Source organism: Pseudomonas sp. LB3P14, from assembly GCF_054898045.1.
Map to the genome: position 1 here is coordinate 3930504 of NZ_CM142714.1, position 18659 is coordinate 3949162.

The 18659-nt window shown below is 59.7% G+C and carries 15 protein-coding genes; 10 read left to right on the forward strand and 5 right to left on the reverse strand.

What is annotated here, in order from left to right:
• Positions 1 to 45: 45 nt before the first annotated feature.
• The 10 genes from ACYZT5_RS18220 (at position 46) to ACYZT5_RS18265 (ending at position 14716) form a co-directional block, all read left to right on the forward strand.
• Positions 46 to 447, forward strand: a complete 402-nt coding sequence (locus ACYZT5_RS18220) for an ACT domain-containing protein (RefSeq protein ID WP_033057513.1) — start codon at positions 46 to 48, stop codon at positions 445 to 447.
• A 7-nt stretch (positions 448 to 454) separates the two neighbouring features.
• Entirely contained in the window at positions 455 to 1057 is a 603-nt protein-coding gene (locus ACYZT5_RS18225; protein ID WP_461999703.1) for a LysE/ArgO family amino acid transporter, read from the forward strand.
• Between the two features lie 176 nt (positions 1058 to 1233).
• A complete protein-coding gene (locus ACYZT5_RS18230; RefSeq protein WP_462046792.1) occupies positions 1234 to 1830 on the forward strand; it encodes a superoxide dismutase in 597 nt (198 codons plus the stop codon).
• Between the two features lie 998 nt (positions 1831 to 2828).
• Positions 2829 to 4877, forward strand: a complete 2049-nt coding sequence (locus ACYZT5_RS18235) for a putative bifunctional diguanylate cyclase/phosphodiesterase (protein ID WP_462046793.1) — start codon at positions 2829 to 2831, stop codon at positions 4875 to 4877.
• Positions 4878 to 5086: 209 nt separating this feature from the next.
• Positions 5087 to 6436: an imelysin family protein gene (locus ACYZT5_RS18240; RefSeq protein WP_462046794.1), complete on the forward strand. Its 1350-nt coding sequence runs from the start codon at positions 5087 to 5089 to the stop codon at positions 6434 to 6436.
• Positions 6437 to 6683: 247 nt separating this feature from the next.
• The gene (locus tag ACYZT5_RS18245; protein ID WP_462046795.1) at positions 6684 to 8111 is read left to right on the forward strand and encodes a di-heme oxidoreductase family protein; all 1428 of its coding nucleotides are present in this window, start codon (positions 6684 to 6686) and stop codon (positions 8109 to 8111) included.
• Positions 8112 to 8137: 26 nt separating this feature from the next.
• Positions 8138 to 9202, forward strand: a complete 1065-nt coding sequence (locus ACYZT5_RS18250; RefSeq protein WP_462046796.1) for an imelysin family protein — start codon at positions 8138 to 8140, stop codon at positions 9200 to 9202.
• 14 nt (positions 9203 to 9216) lie between these two features.
• Positions 9217 to 10314, forward strand: coding sequence for a DUF1513 domain-containing protein (locus tag ACYZT5_RS18255; protein WP_462046797.1), 1098 nt, complete (start codon positions 9217 to 9219; stop codon positions 10312 to 10314).
• A 207-nt stretch (positions 10315 to 10521) separates the two neighbouring features.
• Positions 10522 to 11670 (forward strand): efflux RND transporter periplasmic adaptor subunit, encoded by a 1149-nt coding sequence (locus ACYZT5_RS18260; protein ID WP_462046798.1) that lies wholly within the window; start codon positions 10522 to 10524, stop codon positions 11668 to 11670.
• 13 nt (positions 11671 to 11683) lie between these two features.
• The gene (locus ACYZT5_RS18265) at positions 11684 to 14716 is read left to right on the forward strand and encodes a multidrug efflux RND transporter permease subunit (RefSeq protein ID WP_462046799.1); all 3033 of its coding nucleotides are present in this window, start codon (positions 11684 to 11686) and stop codon (positions 14714 to 14716) included.
• A gap of 172 nt (positions 14717 to 14888) precedes the next feature.
• Here ACYZT5_RS18265 and ACYZT5_RS18270 read toward each other — a convergent pair whose 3' ends face one another.
• The 5 genes from ACYZT5_RS18270 to colR form a co-directional block, all read right to left on the reverse strand.
• On the reverse strand, positions 14889 to 15116 hold the full coding sequence (locus tag ACYZT5_RS18270; RefSeq protein WP_462046800.1) for a hypothetical protein: 228 nt from the start codon (positions 15114 to 15116) through the stop codon (positions 14889 to 14891).
• A 2-nt stretch (positions 15117 to 15118) separates the two neighbouring features.
• On the reverse strand, positions 15119 to 15832 hold the full coding sequence (locus tag ACYZT5_RS18275; RefSeq protein ID WP_462046801.1) for a lipopolysaccharide kinase InaA family protein: 714 nt from the start codon (positions 15830 to 15832) through the stop codon (positions 15119 to 15121).
• A 4-nt stretch (positions 15833 to 15836) separates the two neighbouring features.
• Positions 15837 to 16505 carry a class I SAM-dependent methyltransferase gene (locus tag ACYZT5_RS18280; RefSeq protein ID WP_462052271.1) on the reverse strand — a complete coding sequence of 223 codons (669 nt, stop codon included), beginning with the start codon at positions 16503 to 16505 and terminating at the stop codon, positions 15837 to 15839.
• Positions 16506 to 16667: 162 nt separating this feature from the next.
• Positions 16668 to 17951 carry a sensor histidine kinase gene (locus tag ACYZT5_RS18285; RefSeq protein WP_462046802.1) on the reverse strand — a complete coding sequence of 428 codons (1284 nt, stop codon included), beginning with the start codon at positions 17949 to 17951 and terminating at the stop codon, positions 16668 to 16670.
• A complete protein-coding gene (gene colR / locus ACYZT5_RS18290; protein WP_123368483.1) occupies positions 17941 to 18624 on the reverse strand; it encodes a two-component system response regulator ColR in 684 nt (227 codons plus the stop codon). The genes ACYZT5_RS18285 and colR overlap by 11 nt, the downstream gene beginning before the upstream one ends.
• Between the last annotated feature and the right edge of the window lie 35 nt (positions 18625 to 18659).

The following is an 18659-nucleotide window of genomic DNA, read 5'->3' on the forward strand; positions in this document are numbered from 1 at the left end:
CACCGGAAAATGGCCAGCAAGAACTCTTGAACAAGGATCATCGACATGGCTGGCGAAACTTCATTGGCAACCCTGCTGCGCAGCATGAGCCCGCAACTTAACGTCGGCGAATACGTGTTCTGCACCCTGCGCGACGGCAAGTTGCCGGCAGGCCTTGAGATTGTCGGCAGCTTTCGCGAGCAGGAAGGTCTGACAGTGATTCTGGAACGTTCCCACGCCGAGAAGGCCGGCTTCAGTTTCGACTACGTCGCGGCCTGGATCACCTTGAACGTGCATTCGGCCCTCGAAGCCGTCGGCCTGACTGCCGCGTTCGCCACGGCATTAGGCCAGGCCGGCATCAGTTGCAACGTGATTGCCGGCTATTACCACGACCATTTATTCGTCGGCCAGGCCGATGCCGAACGCGCCCTGCACGTACTGCGGGATCTGGCGGCCAACGCGGAGTAAACATCTTATGTGGCAAAGCTATGTGAACGGCCTGTTGGTGGCCGCGGGGCTGATCATGGCGATCGGTACTCAGAATGCGTTTGTGTTGGCCCAGAGCCTTCGGCGCGAACATCACTTGCCCGTGGCGGCACTTTGCGTGACCTGCGACGCGTTGCTGGTGGCCGCCGGGGTATTCGGCCTGGCGACAGTGCTGGCGCAGAACCCGACGTTGCTGGCTGTCGCCCGTTGGGGTGGCGCGGCGTTTCTGATTTGGTATGGCAGCCTGGCGTTGCGTCGGGCCTGTTCGAAACAGAGCCTGCAACAAGGTGAAAACCAGACCGTGCGCTCGCTGCGCGCGGTGATGCTCAGCGCTCTGGCCGTAACCTTGCTCAACCCGCACGTTTATTTGGATACGGTGCTGCTGATCGGCTCTCTCGGCGCCCAGCAAACAGAGCCCGGCGCTTATGTCGTAGGGGCGGCCAGTGCGTCGTTGCTGTGGTTTTTCACCCTGGCGCTGGGCGCGGCGTGGTTGGCGCCATGGTTGGCCCGGCCAAGTACTTGGCGAATCCTTGATCTGCTGGTGGCGGTGATGATGTTTACCGTGGCCTTTCAATTAATCGTCGCTGGCTGATTATTCCAAAAGGCTCTGGAACCTCTATTCCACACAGTTGTTGCGTGGTTATGCCGCACCCCCGGTGCTATGATCCGATCCGATGCGCCGCAAAGAGTACAAACTCCCCGGCGCTTGTCTGGCCGCCCGTGATCGGCCTTGCGCTCACCGCAACTGACCTGATTAGGAGAATCATCATGGCTTTCGAATTGCCGCCGCTGCCTTACGCACACGATGCCCTGCAGCCGCACATTTCCAAGGAAACTCTGGAATACCACCACGACAAGCACCACAACACCTACGTCGTGAACCTGAACAACCTGGTGCCAGGCACCGAGTTCGAAGGCAAGACCCTGGAACAAATCGTCAAGACTTCCTCGGGCGGCATCTTCAACAACGCCGCTCAGGTCTGGAACCACACTTTCTACTGGAACTGCCTGGCGCCAAACGCCGGCGGTCAACCAACCGGCGCACTGTCTGAAGCGATCAACGCAGCCTTCGGTTCGTTCGACAAGTTCAAGGAAGAGTTCAGCAAGACTTCCATCGGCACCTTCGGTTCCGGTTGGGGCTGGCTGGTGAAAAAGGCTGACGGTTCCCTGGCCCTGGCCAGCACCATCGGCGCCGGCAACCCGCTGACCAACGGCGACACCCCGCTGCTGACCTGCGACGTCTGGGAACACGCTTACTACATCGACTACCGCAACCTTCGTCCAAAATACGTCGAAGCGTTCTGGAACCTGGTCAACTGGAAATTCGTGGCTGAGCAGTTCGAAGGTAAAACCTTCACCGCTTAAGATCGACGCCAGTCAAAAAAAACCCGGCTTTTTGCCGGGTTTTTTATGGGCGCTGGAAATGTGTTGCCTGTCAGGCTGTCTTCGCGAGCAGGCTCGCTCTCACAAGGACACCACTGAATCCAGTGGGAGCGAGCCTGCTCGTCGTTGAGGGCCACCACTTACCGTTCTCACGCGGTACAGAGGTGGCAGCTATGTGCGAGGTGAGAAAACCGGTATGGACACCCGGGCCAGACAAAGTCTGCCCGCACACAGCCGCCATAACGCATTTACGACAGGATAAGCTGGCGGCAATTATGCGTGTACGAGCTCTGTATGACCATAAGTTGCCGGGTTCTCACGCCCGATCGCTGAGTTTTCAGCGACAGTCAGAGGCTATTGACTCCGCTTCCGACAGGCAACCTGAAAACTGCGTGGGAAAGGTCTGGCGTTTTCGCATGTGTTTAAACATGTAAAAGCGGAACGCGGAGCGTCCCTGGCGGCATTCCCACGCGGGAGCGTGGGAACGATCAGCGTAGAGACGCGGGAGATTGGTCGGCTGTCAGGCCGCCATCGCAGCGATGCGGCGACCCGACAAGACAGCTCCCACAACTAATCGGCGTACACCCACCACTCAACAGGCCGAGCGTTAGCTCGCCTGCAGCTCTTGATCTTGATCCACCCGCCCCTTCACGCCCTGAGCCTTACCGTCAACCCGTAGATACCTCCATCGGCGCCTCTATCAATGTGGATCCGCGCTGCGTTAAAACCAGCGTTCAGCTCCTTGCCCCATCGCCACAGCCGTCTAACATCAACCAAACAGAAAATATGTCCAAATCCCCCTCAAGTTGAAGGACTCAACAACCGACACAGTACAAATAGCGCAAATACTCCAAACGACAGCATTTCGGCCAAGCCACAGGCAAAACCCTATGTGATTGATTGTCCCTTTGACTGGCATCACCGGATTGCCAATACTCATGGCAACTTGACGCTACCCGCACGGAACAAGGAATGACTCTTTGAAGCTGGAACTCAAGAACAGCTTGTCGGTGAAGTTGCTCCGGGTCGTGCTCCTGTCGGCATTGATCGTCGGCGTGGTCTTGAGCTGCGCGCAGATCGTTTTCGATGCCTATAAAACACGCCAGGCCGTGGCCAGCGATGCCCAACGCATCCTCGACATGTTCCGCGACCCCTCGACCCAGGCTGTCTACAGCCTGGACCGCGAGATGGGCATGCAGGTTATCGAAGGCCTGTTTCAGGACGACGCTGTCCGCAAGGCCTCCATTGGCCATCCCAACGAGGCCATGCTCGCGCAAAAGTCTCGCGTATTGCAGCATTCCGGCAGTCGCTGGCTGACCGACCTGATCCTCGGCAAGGAACGCACCTTCACCACCCAACTGGTGGGTCGCGGCCCTTACAGCGAGTATTACGGCGACCTGAGCATTACGCTCGACACCGCCACCTATGGCCAGGGTTTCATTGTCAGTTCGGTGATCATCTTCATCTCAGGCGTGTTGCGCGCCCTGGCCATGGGGCTGGTGCTGTACCTGGTCTATCACTGGCTGCTGACCAAACCGCTGTCGCGGATCATCGAGCACCTCACGGAAATCAATCCGGATCGCCCCAGCGAACACAAAATCCCGCTGCTCAAGGGGCATGAAAAGAACGAACTGGGGATCTGGATCAACACCGCCAACCAGTTGCTCGAGTCCATCGAGCGCAACACCCATTTGCGCCACGAAGCGGAAAACAGCCTGCTTCGCATGGCCCAGTACGACTTCCTCACCGGTCTGCCGAACCGCCAGCAATTGCAGCAGCAACTGGACAAAATCCTGGTAGACGCCGGCAGGTTGCAACGTCGGGTCGCGGTATTGGTGGTCGGTCTGGACGACTTCAAGGGCATCAACGAACAATTCAGCTACCAGACCGGTGACCAACTGCTGCTGGCCCTCGCCGATCGCCTGCGGGCTCACAGCGGACGTCTCGGCGCCCTCGCCCGCCTTGGTGGTGACCAGTTCGCCCTGGTTCAGGCCGATATCGAACAACCCTACGAAGCGGCCGAATTGGCCCAAAGCATTCTCGATGACCTGGAAGCGGCGTTCGCCCTCGATCATCAAGAGATTCGCCTGCGCGCCACCATCGGCATCACCTTGTTCCCCGAGGACGGTGACAGCACCGAGAAACTGCTGCAAAAAGCCGAGCAGACCATGACCCTGGCCAAGACTCGCTCGCGCAACCGTTATCAGTTCTATATCGCCAGCGTCGACACCGAGATGCGCCGCCGTCGCGAGCTGGAAAAAGACCTGCGCGACGCCTTGGCCCGTGAGCAGTTCTACCTCGTCTACCAGCCACAGATCAGCTATCGCGATCACCGGGTGGTGGGTGTCGAGGCGCTGATTCGCTGGCAGCATCCCGAGCACGGGCTGGTTCCGCCAGACTTGTTCATCCCCCTGGCCGAGCAGAACGGCACCATCATCGCCATCGGTGAATGGGTGCTGGATCAGGCATGCAAGCAATTGCGCGACTGGCATGACCAGGGTTTCGACCTGCGCATGGCGGTGAACCTGTCCACGGTGCAGTTGCACCACGCCGAGTTGCCACGAGTGGTCAACAACCTGCTGCAGATGTACCGCCTGCCGCCCCGCAGCCTGGAGCTGGAAGTCACCGAAACCGGCCTGATGGAAGACATCAGCACGGCAGCCCAGCACCTGCTCAGCCTGCGCCGCTCCGGCGCACTGATCGCGATCGACGACTTCGGCACCGGTTACTCGTCATTGAGCTATCTGAAAAGCCTGCCGCTGGACAAGATCAAGATCGACAAGAGCTTCGTTCAGGATCTGCTCGATGACGACGACGATGCGACCATCGTTCGGGCCATCATCCAGCTGGGCAAGAGCCTGGGCATGCAGGTGATTGCCGAAGGCGTGGAAACCGCCGAGCAAGAGGCCTACATCATCTCCGAAGGCTGTCACGAAGGTCAGGGTTATTTCTACAGCAAGCCGCTGCCGGCGCGGGAATTGAGCGCGTATTTGAAACAGGCTCAGCGCAGTAACGCGGCTATTTTGTAAAAGATCAAGAGATCGCAGCCTCGTTTCACTCTGTAGCAGCTGTCGAGTGACACGAGGCTGCGATCTCTTGATCTACGACACAAACCCTGCGCGAATAAGAAATATTTCCAGGTACAACCCTTTACACATAATGCGAAAGATTTGCATTATGTCGCAGTTTTGCGCGCGTGCTGCGCCCTTCCACCCCCTCTCGAAGCAGGATGTTCGCCATGATTCGTATGCCTCTGGCTACCGCCAGTCTGTTGGCCATCGCTATTTCCCTCGCCGGTTGTGGCGAAGGCAAAGACAAAGCTGTCGCTGCGCAGGCGCCGACTCCGGCCGCCAGCACCACAGCCCCGGCCGTTGCTGCGCCTGCCGCTGCCAGTAAAGTCGACGAAGCAGCTGCCAAAGCCGTTGTCGCGCATTACGCCGACATCGTCTTCGCCGTTTACAGCGATGCCGAATCCACCGCGAAGACCCTGCAAACCGCCGTCGACGCCTTCCTCGCCAAGCCGAATGCCGACACCCTGAAAGCCGCCAAGGCTGCCTGGGTTGCTGCCCGCGTTCCTTACCTGCAGAGCGAAGTGTTCCGCTTCGGTAACACCATCATCGACGACTGGGAAGGTCAGGTGAATGCCTGGCCACTGGACGAAGGCCTGATCGACTACGTCGACAAATCCTACGAGCACGCACTGGGTAACCCGGGCGCCACGGCCAACATCATCGCCAACACTCAAGTTCAGGTCGGCGAAGACAAGATCGACGTGAAAGACATCACCCCGGCAAAACTCGCCAGCCTGAACGAGCTGGGTGGTTCCGAGGCCAACGTTGCCACCGGCTACCACGCCATCGAATTCCTGCTCTGGGGCCAGGACCTGAACGGCACCGGCCCTGGCGCCGGCAACCGTCCAGCTTCCGACTACCTGGAAGGCAAAGGCGCAACCGGCGGTCATAACGATCGTCGTCGCGCCTACCTGAAGTCCGTGACCCAACTGCTGGTCAGCGACCTGGAAGAAATGGTCGGTAACTGGAAGCCGAACGTGGCCGACAACTACCGCGCCACCCTGGAAGCCGAGCCTGCCGAAAGCGGCCTGCGCAAAATGCTGTTCGGCATGGGCAGCCTGTCCCTGGGCGAACTGGCGGGCGAGCGCATGAAGGTTTCCCTGGAAGCCAACTCCCCGGAAGACGAACACGACTGCTTCAGCGACAACACCCACAACTCGCAGTTCTACGATGCCAAAGGCGTTCGTAACGTGTACCTGGGCGAGTACACCCGCGTCGACGGCACCAAAATGACCGGCGCCAGCCTGTCGTCCCTGGTCGCCAAGGCTGACTCGGCTGCCGACACCGCGCTGAAAGCCGACCTGGCTGCGACCGAAGCGAAGATGCAGGTTATCGTCGATCACGCCAACAAGGGTGAACACTACGACCAGCTGATCGCTGCCGGAAACACGGCTGGCAACCAGATCGTGCGCGACGCTATCGCTTCCCTGGTCAAGCAGACCGGTTCGATCGAAGCCGCCGCTGGCAAACTCGGCATCAGCGACCTGAATCCGGACAACGCTGATCACGAGTTCTGATCAAGCTGTCTGAATAAAGAGGCGACCTTCGGGTCGCCGATCGTTCCCATGCTCTACGTGGGAATGCCTCAACGGACGCTCCGCGTTCGGCTTTTGATGTGACGCAGAGCGTCACGGGCTGCATTCCCACGCAGAGCGTGGGAACGATCATCTGACACACATCAACCAAACGATAATTCCTCTTATTCAATCTCCCCTGCCCTGTTAGACTTTGCGCCCTTGTTTTGCTCGTCTTGCAGGATGTCTGATGCCCTCGCTGCCTCTTCGCTTGTCCGCACTGTTGCTGGCCCTGGGCCTGAGTGCCTGCGATGACGCCCCGAAGTTCACCCAGGCCGAACCCGGTGAAGCCCGGTCCGGTGGCAGCGCGACCGTGCGCAAGACCGATCAGAACTCGTTTTCCCTGTCGTCCGCCAATCTGCCACCGTCAAGGCGCGTGGACTTCAGCGTCGGCAACAGCTTCTTCCGCAATCCCTGGGTGATCGCCCCGTCGACCACCACTGCCAGGGATGGCCTCGGCCCATTGTTCAACACCAACGCCTGCCAGAACTGCCACATCAAGGACGGCCGCGGTCATCCGCCCACGCCTGATGCGCAGAACGCCGTGTCGATGCTGGTGCGCCTGTCGATTCCCGATGCGCCGGCGTATGCCAACGTCATCGAGCAACTCGGTGTCGTCCCGGAGCCGGTCTACGGCGGACAATTCCAGGACATGGCCGTGCCCGGTGTCATCCCGGAAGGCAAAGTGCGTGTCGATTACACGCCCGTCCCGATTCGTTTCAAGGACGGCACCGAAGTCGAGTTGCGCAAGCCGACGTTGCAGATCACCCAGCTCGGCTACGGCCCGATGCACCCTGATACCCGTTTCTCGGCGCGTGTTGCACCGCCGATGATTGGCCTGGGTCTGCTGGAAGCGATCCCCGACGAGGCGATCCTGGCCAATGCACAAGCTCAGGCAAAAGACAAAAACGGCATCGCCGGACGCCCGAATCGGGTCTGGGATGACACGCAGCAGAAAACCGTCCTCGGGCGATTTGGCTGGAAGGCCGGGCAACCGAACCTCAATCAACAAAATGTTCATGCGTTTTCCGGTGACATGGGCCTCACCACCAGCCTGAAAACTGTCGACGATTGCACCGACACGCAAACCGCTTGCAAGCAGGCGCCCAACGGCAATGGTCCGGATGGCGAGCCGGAAGTCAGCGATAACATCCTGCGTCTGGTGTTGTTCTACAGCCGTAATCTCGCTGTACCAGCACGTCGGGATGTCAGCGCGCCCGACGTGCTGGCCGGCAAGAATCTGTTTTTCCAGGCCGGGTGCCAGTCCTGTCATACCCCGAAATACACCACCGCCGCCAACGCCGCCGAACCTGAACTGGCCAATCAAGTGATTCGCCCTTACAGCGATCTGCTGCTGCACGACATGGGCGACGGTCTGGCCGACAACCGTAGCGAATTCCAGGCCAGCGGCCGCGACTGGCGTACCCCGCCGTTGTGGGGCATCGGCTTGACGCAGGCAGTCAGTGGCCACACCCAGTTTTTGCACGATGGCCGCGCCCGCAATTTGCTCGAAGCCGTGCTCTGGCATGGCGGCGAAGCAACAGCAGCGCAGCAACAGGTTTTGTCTTTCAACGCCGAGCAGCGCGCTGCGTTGCTGGCGTTTTTGAATTCCCTTTAATACGTATTCCATAGCGGGAGCCCGACATGTTCCGTCCCAAATTGTTGTTCACCAGCCTTGCCGCGCTAGCCTTGGGTGCCTGTTCACCTCAGGATCCGCAGGCCGTTACCTCGGCGGCCATCGCCAAGCAAGTGATCCTGCCGACCTACAGCCGCTGGGTAGAAGCCGACCGTCAACTGGCGGTCAGCGCCCTGGCCTTCTGCGAAGGCAAGGAAAACCTCGAAACCGCCCGTGCCGACTTCCTGCATGCGCAGAAAGCCTGGGCCGAGCTGCAACCGCTGCTGATCGGCCCGCTGGCCGAGGGCAACCGTTCGTGGCAGGTGCAGTTCTGGCCGGACAAGAAAAACCTCGTGGGCCGTCAGGTCGAGCAACTGGTCACCGCGCAGCCGCAGATCGATGCCGCCGCCCTGACCAAGTCCAGCGTTGTGGTTCAGGGCCTCTCCGCCTATGAATACATCCTGTTCGACAGCAAGATCGACATGGCCGATGCCACCCAGAAAGCCAAGTACTGCCCGCTGCTGACCGCCATCGGTGAACGTCAGAAACAATTGGCCGAAGAGATCCTGTCACGCTGGAACACCAACGACGGCATGCTCGCGCAGATGAGCAAATTCCCCAACCAGCGCTACGCCGACTCCCACGAAGCGATCGCGGACTTGCTACGCGTGCAAGTCACCGCGCTGGACTCTCTGAAGAAAAAACTCGGCACGCCAATGGGCCGTCAGAGCAAGGGCATTCCTCAGCCGTTCCAGGCCGATGCCTGGCGCAGCAAGTCTTCGCTGCAAGGTCTGGAAGCCAGCCTGGCCGCGGCGCAAACCGTCTGGGTCGGTGTCGACAACAAAGGCCTGCGCGGTCTGTTGCCGAACGAGCAAAAACCCTTGGCCGACAAGATCGACGCCGCTTACGCCGCGTCCCTGAAACTGTTCGCCAGCAACCAGCGCTCGCTGACCGAAATGCTCGGCGATGACGCCGGTCGCCAGCAACTCAACGATATCTACGACAGCCTCAACGTCGTCCACCGCCTGCACGAAGGCGAACTGGCCAAGGCGCTGGGCATCCAACTGGGCTTCAACGCCAACGACGGTGACTGATGAGGGCAAGTTCGATGCTGCGACGCCAGGCTCTGACGTTAGGTAGTTTGCTGCTGGGTGCGGTGACACTCGGCGGCTGGACGCTGTTCAAGCAGAAGGACAAAAGCCCGCTGCTGCTCTCGGCGCGGGACGATACCGACGGCAAACATTACGCCGTCGGGTATCGGCTGGACGGCACCCGGGTGTTTGCCACCCAGGTCGGCCAGCGTTGCCACGACATCATCAACCACCCGATGCTGCCGATTGCGCTGTTTGTCGCCCGTCGTCCTGGCACCGAGAGTTACCTGATCGACCTGCGCGACGGCACGCTGCTGCAAACCGTGGTCTCACGGCCGAACCGGCACTTCTACGGTCACGCGGTGATTCACAAGAGCGGCGACTGGCTGTACGCCACCGAGAACGACACGTCCGATCCGGGTCGAGGCTTGCTGGGTGTGTATAAGTTCGAAGGTGAGCGACTTATCCACAGCGGTGAGATCCCCACCCACGGCGTCGGCCCGCATCAGGTGTCGTGGATGCCCGATGGCGAAACCCTGGTGGTGGCCAACGGCGGCATTCGCACCGAGGCCGAAAGCCGCGTCGAGATGAACCTCAACGCCATGGAACCGAGCCTGGTCCTGATGCAACGGGACGGCACCCTGCTGAGCAAGGAAACCCTCGCCCAACAGATGAACAGCGTGCGTCATTTGGGGATCGCCAGCGACGGCACCATCGTCGCCGGTCAGCAGTTCATGGGGCCGTCTCACGAGTCTTCGGAGCTGCTGGCGGTCAAGCGGCCCGGCCAGCCGTTCGTGGCCTTCCCGGTGCCTGAGCATCAGTTGCAGGCCATGGGGCATTACACCGCCAGCGTCGCGGTGCACAGCGAACTGCGCCTGGTCGCGTTGACCGCGCCACGGGGCAACCGCTTTTTCATCTGGGACCTGGACAGCGGTGAAGTGCGACTGGACGCGCCGCTTCCCGATTGCGCCGGGGTCGGCGCGGTAGCCGATGGCTTTGTCGTGACTTCGGGTCAGGGGCGATGCCGCTACTACGATTGCCGCCAGACAAGCCTTGTTGCAAAACCACTGGAGCTTCCTGCAGGGCTCTGGGACAACCACCTGCATCTCATCTGATCTCGCCCTGCCCTTGTAGGAGCCGAGCTTGCTGGCGAAAGCGGTGTATCAGTCGGCATTTCAGTTGGCTGACACACCGCTTTCGCGAGCAAGCTTCGCTCCTACAGGTTTTGCGCCATCCTGTAATAAGTGGCAGTTGGATTCACTGCCATTCTCGGAGTAATGTGCCCGACTGTCTCACCTGATTTTCTCCAAGGAAGTGGAAATATGCTGCGTCGCCGCATGCTGATCATGTTGGGTGTTGTTTTGCTGATCGTGCTGGTCCTGGCCGGTTACAAAGCCTTCTCCATCTACACGATGATTCAGGGCTTTGCTGCGCCGAAACCACCGATCAGTGTCGCCGTGGCCACTGCCACCGAACGGCCGTGGCAAGCCCGCCTGCCAACCGTCGGCACCCTCAAGGCGCTGCAAGGCGTCGACCTGAGCCTGGAGATCGCCGGCACCGTCACGGATGTGCAGTTCGAGTCAGGGCAGAAGGTCAAGGCCGGTCAGCCGATCGTCCAACTCGATAGCGCCGTGGAATCCGCCTTGCTGGAAACCGCCCAAGCCGACCTCGGACTGGCCCAAGTGGATTACAACCGTGGCAGCCAGCTGGTGGGCAGCCAGGCGATTTCCAAAGGCGAGTTCGACCGACTCTCGGCGGTCTTCAAAAAGAACAAGGCCACGGTCAATCAGCTGAAGGCTTCGCTCGAGAAAAAACGCATCGTCGCGCCCTTCAGCGGAACCATCGGCATTCGTCAGGTGGACGTCGGTGACTACGTGGCCAGCGGCACTATGATCGCCACGCTCCAAGACCTCAGCAGTCTCTACGTCGACTTCTTCGTGCCCGAGCAGTCGGTGCCGAAGATCGCCCTCGGCCAACCGGTGCAGATCGTTGTCGCGGCCTACCCGACACAAACCTTCCCCGGCACCATCAGCGCGATCAACCCGAAAGTTGAAAACAGCACTCGCAACGTCCAGGTCCGCGCGACCCTGGCCAACCCCGACGGCAAACTGTTGCCGGGGATGTTCGCCAGCCTGCAAGTGTTGTTGCCCGACCCGCAGCCGCGCATCGTCGTGCCGGAAAGTGCAATCACCTACACGCTTTACGGCAATTCGCTCTATGTCGTCGCGCAGAAAAAAGCCGAAGACGGCAGCGTCGAAAAGGACGATAAGGGCGAGCCCATTCTGATCGCCGAACGGCGTTTCATTGAAACCGGCGAGCGCCGCGACGGCCTGGTGATGATTACCAAAGGTGTGCAGAACGGTGAAAAAGTGGTCACGGCCGGCCAGATCAAACTGGACAACGGCGCACATATCGCGATCAGCGATGACAAGACACTAGCCGAGAAGAGCAGTCAGCCTCGCGTTGACTGATCAAGGAATCCCCATGGCGTTTACCGACCCGTTCATCCGCCGCCCGGTGCTCGCCACCGTGGTCAGCCTGTTGATTGTGCTGCTGGGCTTCCAAGCCTGGAGCAAGTTGCCGCTGCGCCAATATCCGCAAATGGAAAACGCCCTGATCACGGTTACCACCGCTTACCCCGGGGCCAACGCCGAGACCATCCAGGGCTACATCACCCAACCGATGCAACAGAGTCTGGCCAGCGCCGAGGGCATCGACTACATGACGTCGGTCAGTCGCCAGAACTTCTCGGTGATCTCGATCTACGCGCGCATTGGCGCCAACAGCGACCGCTTGTTCACCGAATTGCTGGCCAAGGCCAACGAGGTGAAAAACCAGCTGCCTCAGGACGCCGAAGACCCGGTACTGAGCAAGGAAGCGGCCGACGCCTCGGCACTGATGTACATCAGCTTCTTCAGCAAGGAGCTGAGCAATCCGCAGATTACCGACTACTTGTCGCGGGTCATCCAGCCGAAACTGGCGACCCTGCCGGGCATGGCCGAAGCCGAGATTCTCGGCAACCAGGTGTTCGCCATGCGCCTGTGGCTGGACCCGGTCAAGCTGGCCGGTTTCGGCCTGAGTGCCAGCGACGTGACCGATGCGGTGCGCAAGTACAACTTCCTTTCCGCCGCCGGCGAAGTGAAAGGCGAGTACGTCGTCACCAGCATCAACGCCAACACCGAGCTCAAATCCGCTGAAGCCTTCGCCGCGATTCCGCTCAAGGTCGAGGGCGACAGTCGTGTGCTGCTCAGCGATGTGGCGCGCGTTGAAATGGGCGCTGAAAACTACGACTCGATCAGTTCTTTCGGCGGCACGCCTTCGGTGTACATCGGCATCAAGGCCACGCCTGGCGCCAACCCGCTGGACGTGATCAAGGAAGTGCGCAAGATCATGCCGGACCTGGAAGCTCAACTGCCGCCGAACCTCAAAGGTGAAATCGCCTACGACGCCACGCTGTTCATCCAGGCCTCGATCAACGAGGTGATCAAAACATTGTTCGAAGCGGTGCTGATCGTCATCGTGGTGGTGTTCCTGTTCCTCGGCGCGCTGCGTTCGGTGGTGATCCCGGTGGTCACCATCCCGCTGTCGATGATCGGCGTGATGTTCTTCATGCAGATGATGGGCTACTCGATCAACCTGCTGACGTTGCTGGCCATGGTTTTGGCCATCGGCCTGGTGGTGGACGACGCCATCGTGGTGGTGGAGAACATTCACCGGCACATCGAAGCAGGCAAGACGCCGCTGGATGCGGCCATCGAAGGCGCCCGGGAAATCGCCATGCCGGTGGTCTCGATGACCATCACCCTGGCGGCGGTCTATGCGCCGATCGGCTTCCTGACGGGGCTGACGGGGGCACTGTTCAAGGAGTTCGCCCTGACCCTGGCCGGGGCGGTGGTGATCTCCGGCATCGTCGCCCTGACCCTGTCGCCGATGATGTGCGCCTTCTTGCTGCGTCATGACGAAAACCCCAGCGGCCTGGCCCATCGACTGGACCTGATATTCGAAGGCCTCAAGCGCCGATACCAAAGCATGCTGCACGCAACCTTGACCACCCGGCCGGTGGTGCTGGTGTTCGCGGTGATCGTGCTGTGCCTGATTCCGGTGCTGCTCACGTTCACCAAGTCGGAACTGGCGCCCGACGAGGACCAAGGCATCATTTTCATGATGGCCAACGCCCCGCAACCGGCCAACCTCGACTACCTGAGCACCTACACCGACGAGTTCGTCACGATCTTCAAGGCGTTTCCCGAGTACTACTCCTCGTTCCAGATCAATGGCTTCAACGGCGTGCAATCGGGAATCGGCGGCTTCCTGCTCAAACCGTGGAACGAACGCAGCCGCACTCAGATGGAAATCCTGCCCGAGGTCCAGCGCAAACTGGAGAGCATTTCCGGGCTGCAGATCTTCGGCTTCAACCTGCCCTCCCTGCCCGGCACCGGCGAGGGGCTGCCGTTTCAGTTCGTCATCAATTCCGCCAACGATTACGAGTCACTGCTGCAAGTGACCGACCGAGTGAAAAAGAGGGCAATGGAATCCGGCAAGTTCGCCTTCGTCGACCTCGACCTGGCGTTCGACAAGCCCGAAGTGGTGGTGGATATCGATCGCGCCAAGGCCGCACAGATGGGTGTTTCCATGCAGGATCTTGGCGGGACACTCGCGACGTTGCTGGGTGAGGCGGAGATCAACCGTTTCACTATTGAAGGTCGCAGCTACAAAGTCATCGCTCAGGTCGAACGGCCTTTCCGGGATAACCCCGACTGGCTGAACAATTATTACGTCAAGAACACCCAAGGCGAATTGCTGGCCCTGTCGACTCTGATCACGGTGACTGACCGGGCGCGACCACGGCAGTTGAACCAGTTCCAGCAACTCAATTCGGGCATCCTGTCCGGGGTGCCGCTGGTCAGCATGGGTGAAGCCATCGACACCGTCCGCCAGATCGCTCGGGAAGAGGCACCGGTGGGTTATGCCTTCGACTATGCCGGCGCATCACGGCAATACGTCCAGGAAGGCAGTGCGCTGTGGGTCACCTTCGCCTTGGCGCTGGCGATCATTTTCCTGGTACTGGCCGCCCAATTCGAAAGCTTCCGCGATCCGCTGGTGATTCTGGTGACCGTGCCGTTATCGATCTGTGGCGCATTGATCCCGCTGTTCCTGGGCTGGTCGAGCATGAACATCTATACCCAGGTCGGCCTGGTGACGTTGATCGGGCTGATCAGCAAGCACGGCATCCTGATCGTCGAATTCGCCAACCAGTTACGCAAGGACAAAGGCCTGACACCGCGCGAAGCTGTGGAGGAAGCGGCGGCCATTCGTCTGCGTCCGGTGTTGATGACCACTGCTGCGATGGTGTTCGGTATGGTGCCGTTGATCATCGCCACGGGTGCGGGTGCCGTCAGCCGGTTCGACATTGGTACGGTGATCGCCACGGGGATGTCGATCGGGACGTTGTTTACGCTGTTCGTGTTGCCATGTGTTTACACGGTGCTGGCCAAACCCGACAAACCCTCGCGCTAAGATCGTTCCCACGCTGCGTGGGAATGCCTCTATGGACGCTCCGCGTTCGGCTTTTGAGGGGACGCAGAGCGTCCCGGGCTGCATTCCCACGCAGAGCGTGGGAACGATCATTCATTATCGGGAATAAAAAGGCCTCGCATTAGCGAGGCCTTTTATTTGGGTTTCAATCTGTTCAACTTTGTGGCCTCAATCCTTGAGAAAGACCGAACATGAACAGCAATAAATCATGATCGGGTTGGGATGCCACGGATGCCTTCGCAACGCGTGGCAACGGACAGTGCGCGTCGCCATTCACTGAACTGAGGACTTGCGTGCGGGGCTGCTCCCAAGCCGCCACCGCCAGTGAAGCAACTACCAAGGCTCCTATTAAAAATACACCTCGTGCAATTTCGAGTTTCATTGCTATAAACCTTTGATAGCGCTGCCAAACGCCGTCTCATAAAAATAGACGAGTTTTTGCCAGTCCGTCGTGCTGAATGACGAGTGGCGACGCAGTTGCTTCATGTCATGGGACGCTGCGCGACGGGCGGTCAAACGCTGCCGGCTTTTCTCTAGATCGATCAACGCCACTTCGACTTTGGCAGCCTCGCCTTCGCCGGTGACGCGCACGAATACATGCTTGCTGTAGAGGCAGCTGTGCTGCCATCGACTCTTGTGCATCCGAGCCAGATTCTCGGCCAGATCCTTCAACACTCGATCATGCACGTCCTCACCGTGACGCTCGCGACCGCCGCCAGCATACCAGTGCTCGATTTCCTCAAAGCCGTCCAGCGACTTGGTCACCAGCAATGCGCGCCATTTGTGAACAGGATCGCGCTGAGCACCGCAGAAAACGATCTCGGGAACACGAACGTCGAGCCGGTGCATGCCAGTGAGCGCATCGCGCTCGCGCAACACCGTCGGCCGACCGAACGGGTGCAGCCAGCTGCGATAGATATGCCCGGTCTGACGTTTAACGTAAAGCAGCTGTCCATTGCTGCTCACGACGCGCTGCACGCCGCTTTCTCCTCCGCGACGGACGTTGGGTTCTTCTACCCATTCACCGCGCTGATTCCAGAAGTAGTCGAAGCGTTCCTGAGGAGCGACGTCCGTTTCTGCTGCACATTGCACTGCCATTCTGTTACCTCTTGCGTAATACGTAGACCCGCCACATGGCATAGAGCGGTAAAAAGTCCAGTTGTTCCTCGATACGGAAACCCACCTGCTCGAATTCCTTTTCAACCGTAGCCGCCGGTAACACAAATCGATTTTGGTAACCTTGCTGCCCACGGGTTTTCTCGGCGCGCTTGCGTTTCCACGCTTTGAAATTGCCGTCCACCCACAAAGAAAGGATCACGCTGTCGCGGGTGACGCGCTCGAACTCACGCAAAATAGCCAGTCGATGCTCGGCTTCACCGATGTGATGGAGCAAACGCATGCAGAAAATGCTGTCGACGGCGTTATCAGGCAAGGCAATGTCGAATGCAGAAGTGTGCAAGGGTTGTACCCGTTTCACCACATCGGCAGGTTGCGCCTGCATGGCAATCTTCAGCATGGACTCTGAGTTGTCAGCCCCGATGATGGCACGATTGGTTTTTTCCGCCAGCAATGGCCAGAAACGTCCCGCACCACAGGGCAAATCGAGGACCAGACCCGGCTCACCGACCAGTGCCAGCGCTTTGCGCGCCAGTTGCTCGTCACGCCAGTGGGACAGGCGGCGGCCAAGGCCATCCTTATGTTTGCGCAAGTATCGTTGAGCGTGTTGATCATCGTATTTTTCGGAAAAATCAAGTTTGATCGGGCCGTCCATCATCCAGGTCTCCTGAGCCGCTGATGGCCCCCACGATAGGTAGCGCCGTGTCAGCGTCAGGTCATGCCTTTGTGAAAAAAGTGTTATGTAAAAACCCGAATTATTTCGAGGTTTTACGGGGCGATAACGATTGCTCCGGGCTTCCGCGTTTCAAGAGGTCGATCAGTTCATATCCGACGAATACAACTCCACCTGAAAACGACAACCATTGGGTTCCATGTTCGTCAGGCTGACGTTCCAGCCCTGGTTTTCACAGATCCGCTGCACAAGCGACAATCCCAGGCCCAGGCCCTCGCCGCGTTTCTCATTGCCCCGCACGAAGGGCTCGAACATCGCCTCGCGTTTTTCCTCTGGAATGCCCACGCCGCTGTCCTCGACGATGAAACCCTTGGCCGTCAGGGTCAGGCGGATGAACCCGTGCTCGGTGTAATGCAGCGCGTTACGCAGCAGGTTGCCCATGACCGCGTGCAGCAAGGTTGCGTTGTAGCAAGTGTTTGCCGGATTGCCTGGCTCAAAGATCAGCGCCAGCCCCTTGGCCTCGATCGGCTCGCGCCATAGATTGAGCAGTCCATCGGCTATCTGGTTCAGGGTCTGCTGGGGCGACATGCTGGCGTCTTCACGTTGTGCGCGGGCCAACATCAGGAAGGTTTGCACCAGCTCGCGCATCTCTTCACAGGCGCGGGCGATTCGCTCGACCTGAGCACGTCCACGCTGATCGATGCCGGGGTTTTCCAGCAGCAGCTCGCAGGAACTGGCCAGCACCATCAATGGCGTGCGCAGTTCGTGACTGACGTCACTGGTGAACAACCGTTCGCGGGTCAACGCCTGGCGCAAGCGCCCGAGAGTGGCGTCGAAGGCCACGGCCAACTCGCCCACTTCATCAGCGGCGTAATCCGGCGCCAGCGGTGGCGCCAGACCTAATAATTGATCACGGTGACGGACCTGGCGGGCCAGTCGCACCACGGGCGCCATCACTTTGCGCGCCAGTACCCAGCCGAGAAACACCGCCAACGCCAGACTCAGGACGAAGCCCACCAGCACCACGGCAAACAGCACCCGTTCACGCTCTTCGAAATCGCTCTGATCCTGCAACAGCACGTAGCGCCGGCCGTCGACGACTTCGACCATCGCGTGATACGACAGCTGCTCGCGAAACACTTCGTGAAAGCCCGGGTCCAGGTGCCGCAGGTCCTTGGGGAGTTCGAAGTCGCCCGGCCCGCCGCTGAAATAGAACAGCTGGTCCGGCTCGGGACGGTGACTCCAGTCCGACACGCTGTCCATCAGCAACAGACGTTGTAAATCGCCACCCAGCCCCGCCGATATCAGTTTTTCTTCCACCAGGTGCACGGTCGCCACGATGCCCATGGCAAAGGCTCCCGCAACCAGTGCGCTCATCAGGGCAAAGGCGATGATGATCCGTTGAGCAAGGCTCTGTTTAAACTCCATCACGGCCCTCGGCCAAGCGATAACCCACACCGTGCACGGTTTGCAGCAGCGGTTTGGCGAACGGCTTGTCGATCACCTGGCGCAATTGATGGACGTGGCTGCGCAGGCTGTCGCTGTCCGGGCAATCATCACCCCACAGAGCCTCTTCGAGAATTTCGCGGCGCAGTACGTGAGGACTTTTTTGCATCAGCACGGCCAGCAACTTCAGGCCCACCGGGTTGAGTTTCAGCAGACGTCCTTCGCGGGTCACTTCCAGGGTATCGAGGTCGTAAATCAGATCACTGACCTGCAAGGTGCGGCGGCCGCCACCCTGGGCGCGACGCATGACCGCCTCGATACGCGCCGCCAATTCAGACAGGGCAAAGGGTTTGATCAGATAGTCATCGGCGCCGGACTTGAAACCTTGCAGCCGGTCGTCCAGTTGATCGCGAGCGGTGAGCATGATCACCGGCGTGTCGCGACGCGCGTCTTCGCGCAGGCGTTTGCACAGGGTGTAGCCGTCGATTCCCGGCAACATGATGTCGAGTACGATCAAGTCGTAATGCTCGGTGGCCGCCAGGTGCAAGCCTGACAATCCGTCCTGCGCGCAATCCACGGTATAGCCTTTGAGCCCCAGGTAATCGGCCAGATTGGCCAGGATATCGCGGTTGTCTTCCACCAATAGAATTCGCATGGGTATCTCCTCCGTACACAGTAACGGCCGTCTTG

Excerpts from the sequence above, each read along its gene's own strand:
- ACYZT5_RS18220 (WP_033057513.1), top strand. The coding sequence starts at position 46 with ATGGCTGGCGAAACTTCATTGGCAACCCTGCTGCGCAGCATGAGCCCG.
- ACYZT5_RS18225 (WP_461999703.1), top strand. The coding sequence starts at position 455 with ATGTGGCAAAGCTATGTGAACGGCCTGTTGGTGGCCGCGGGGCTGATC.
- ACYZT5_RS18230 (WP_462046792.1), top strand. The coding sequence starts at position 1,234 with ATGGCTTTCGAATTGCCGCCGCTGCCTTACGCACACGATGCCCTGCAG.
- ACYZT5_RS18240 (WP_462046794.1), top strand. The coding sequence starts at position 5,087 with ATGATTCGTATGCCTCTGGCTACCGCCAGTCTGTTGGCCATCGCTATT.
- ACYZT5_RS18245 (WP_462046795.1), top strand. The coding sequence starts at position 6,684 with ATGCCCTCGCTGCCTCTTCGCTTGTCCGCACTGTTGCTGGCCCTGGGC.
- ACYZT5_RS18250 (WP_462046796.1), top strand. The coding sequence starts at position 8,138 with ATGTTCCGTCCCAAATTGTTGTTCACCAGCCTTGCCGCGCTAGCCTTG.
- ACYZT5_RS18255 (WP_462046797.1), top strand. The coding sequence starts at position 9,217 with ATGCTGCGACGCCAGGCTCTGACGTTAGGTAGTTTGCTGCTGGGTGCG.
- ACYZT5_RS18260 (WP_462046798.1), top strand. The coding sequence starts at position 10,522 with ATGCTGCGTCGCCGCATGCTGATCATGTTGGGTGTTGTTTTGCTGATC.
- ACYZT5_RS18265 (WP_462046799.1), top strand. The coding sequence starts at position 11,684 with ATGGCGTTTACCGACCCGTTCATCCGCCGCCCGGTGCTCGCCACCGTG.
- ACYZT5_RS18270 (WP_462046800.1), bottom strand. The coding sequence starts at position 15,116 with ATGAAACTCGAAATTGCACGAGGTGTATTTTTAATAGGAGCCTTGGTA.
- ACYZT5_RS18275 (WP_462046801.1), bottom strand. The coding sequence starts at position 15,832 with ATGGCAGTGCAATGTGCAGCAGAAACGGACGTCGCTCCTCAGGAACGC.
- ACYZT5_RS18280 (WP_462052271.1), bottom strand. The coding sequence starts at position 16,505 with ATGGACGGCCCGATCAAACTTGATTTTTCCGAAAAATACGATGATCAA.
- ACYZT5_RS18285 (WP_462046802.1), bottom strand. The coding sequence starts at position 17,951 with ATGGAGTTTAAACAGAGCCTTGCTCAACGGATCATCATCGCCTTTGCC.
- colR (WP_123368483.1), bottom strand. The coding sequence starts at position 18,624 with ATGCGAATTCTATTGGTGGAAGACAACCGCGATATCCTGGCCAATCTG.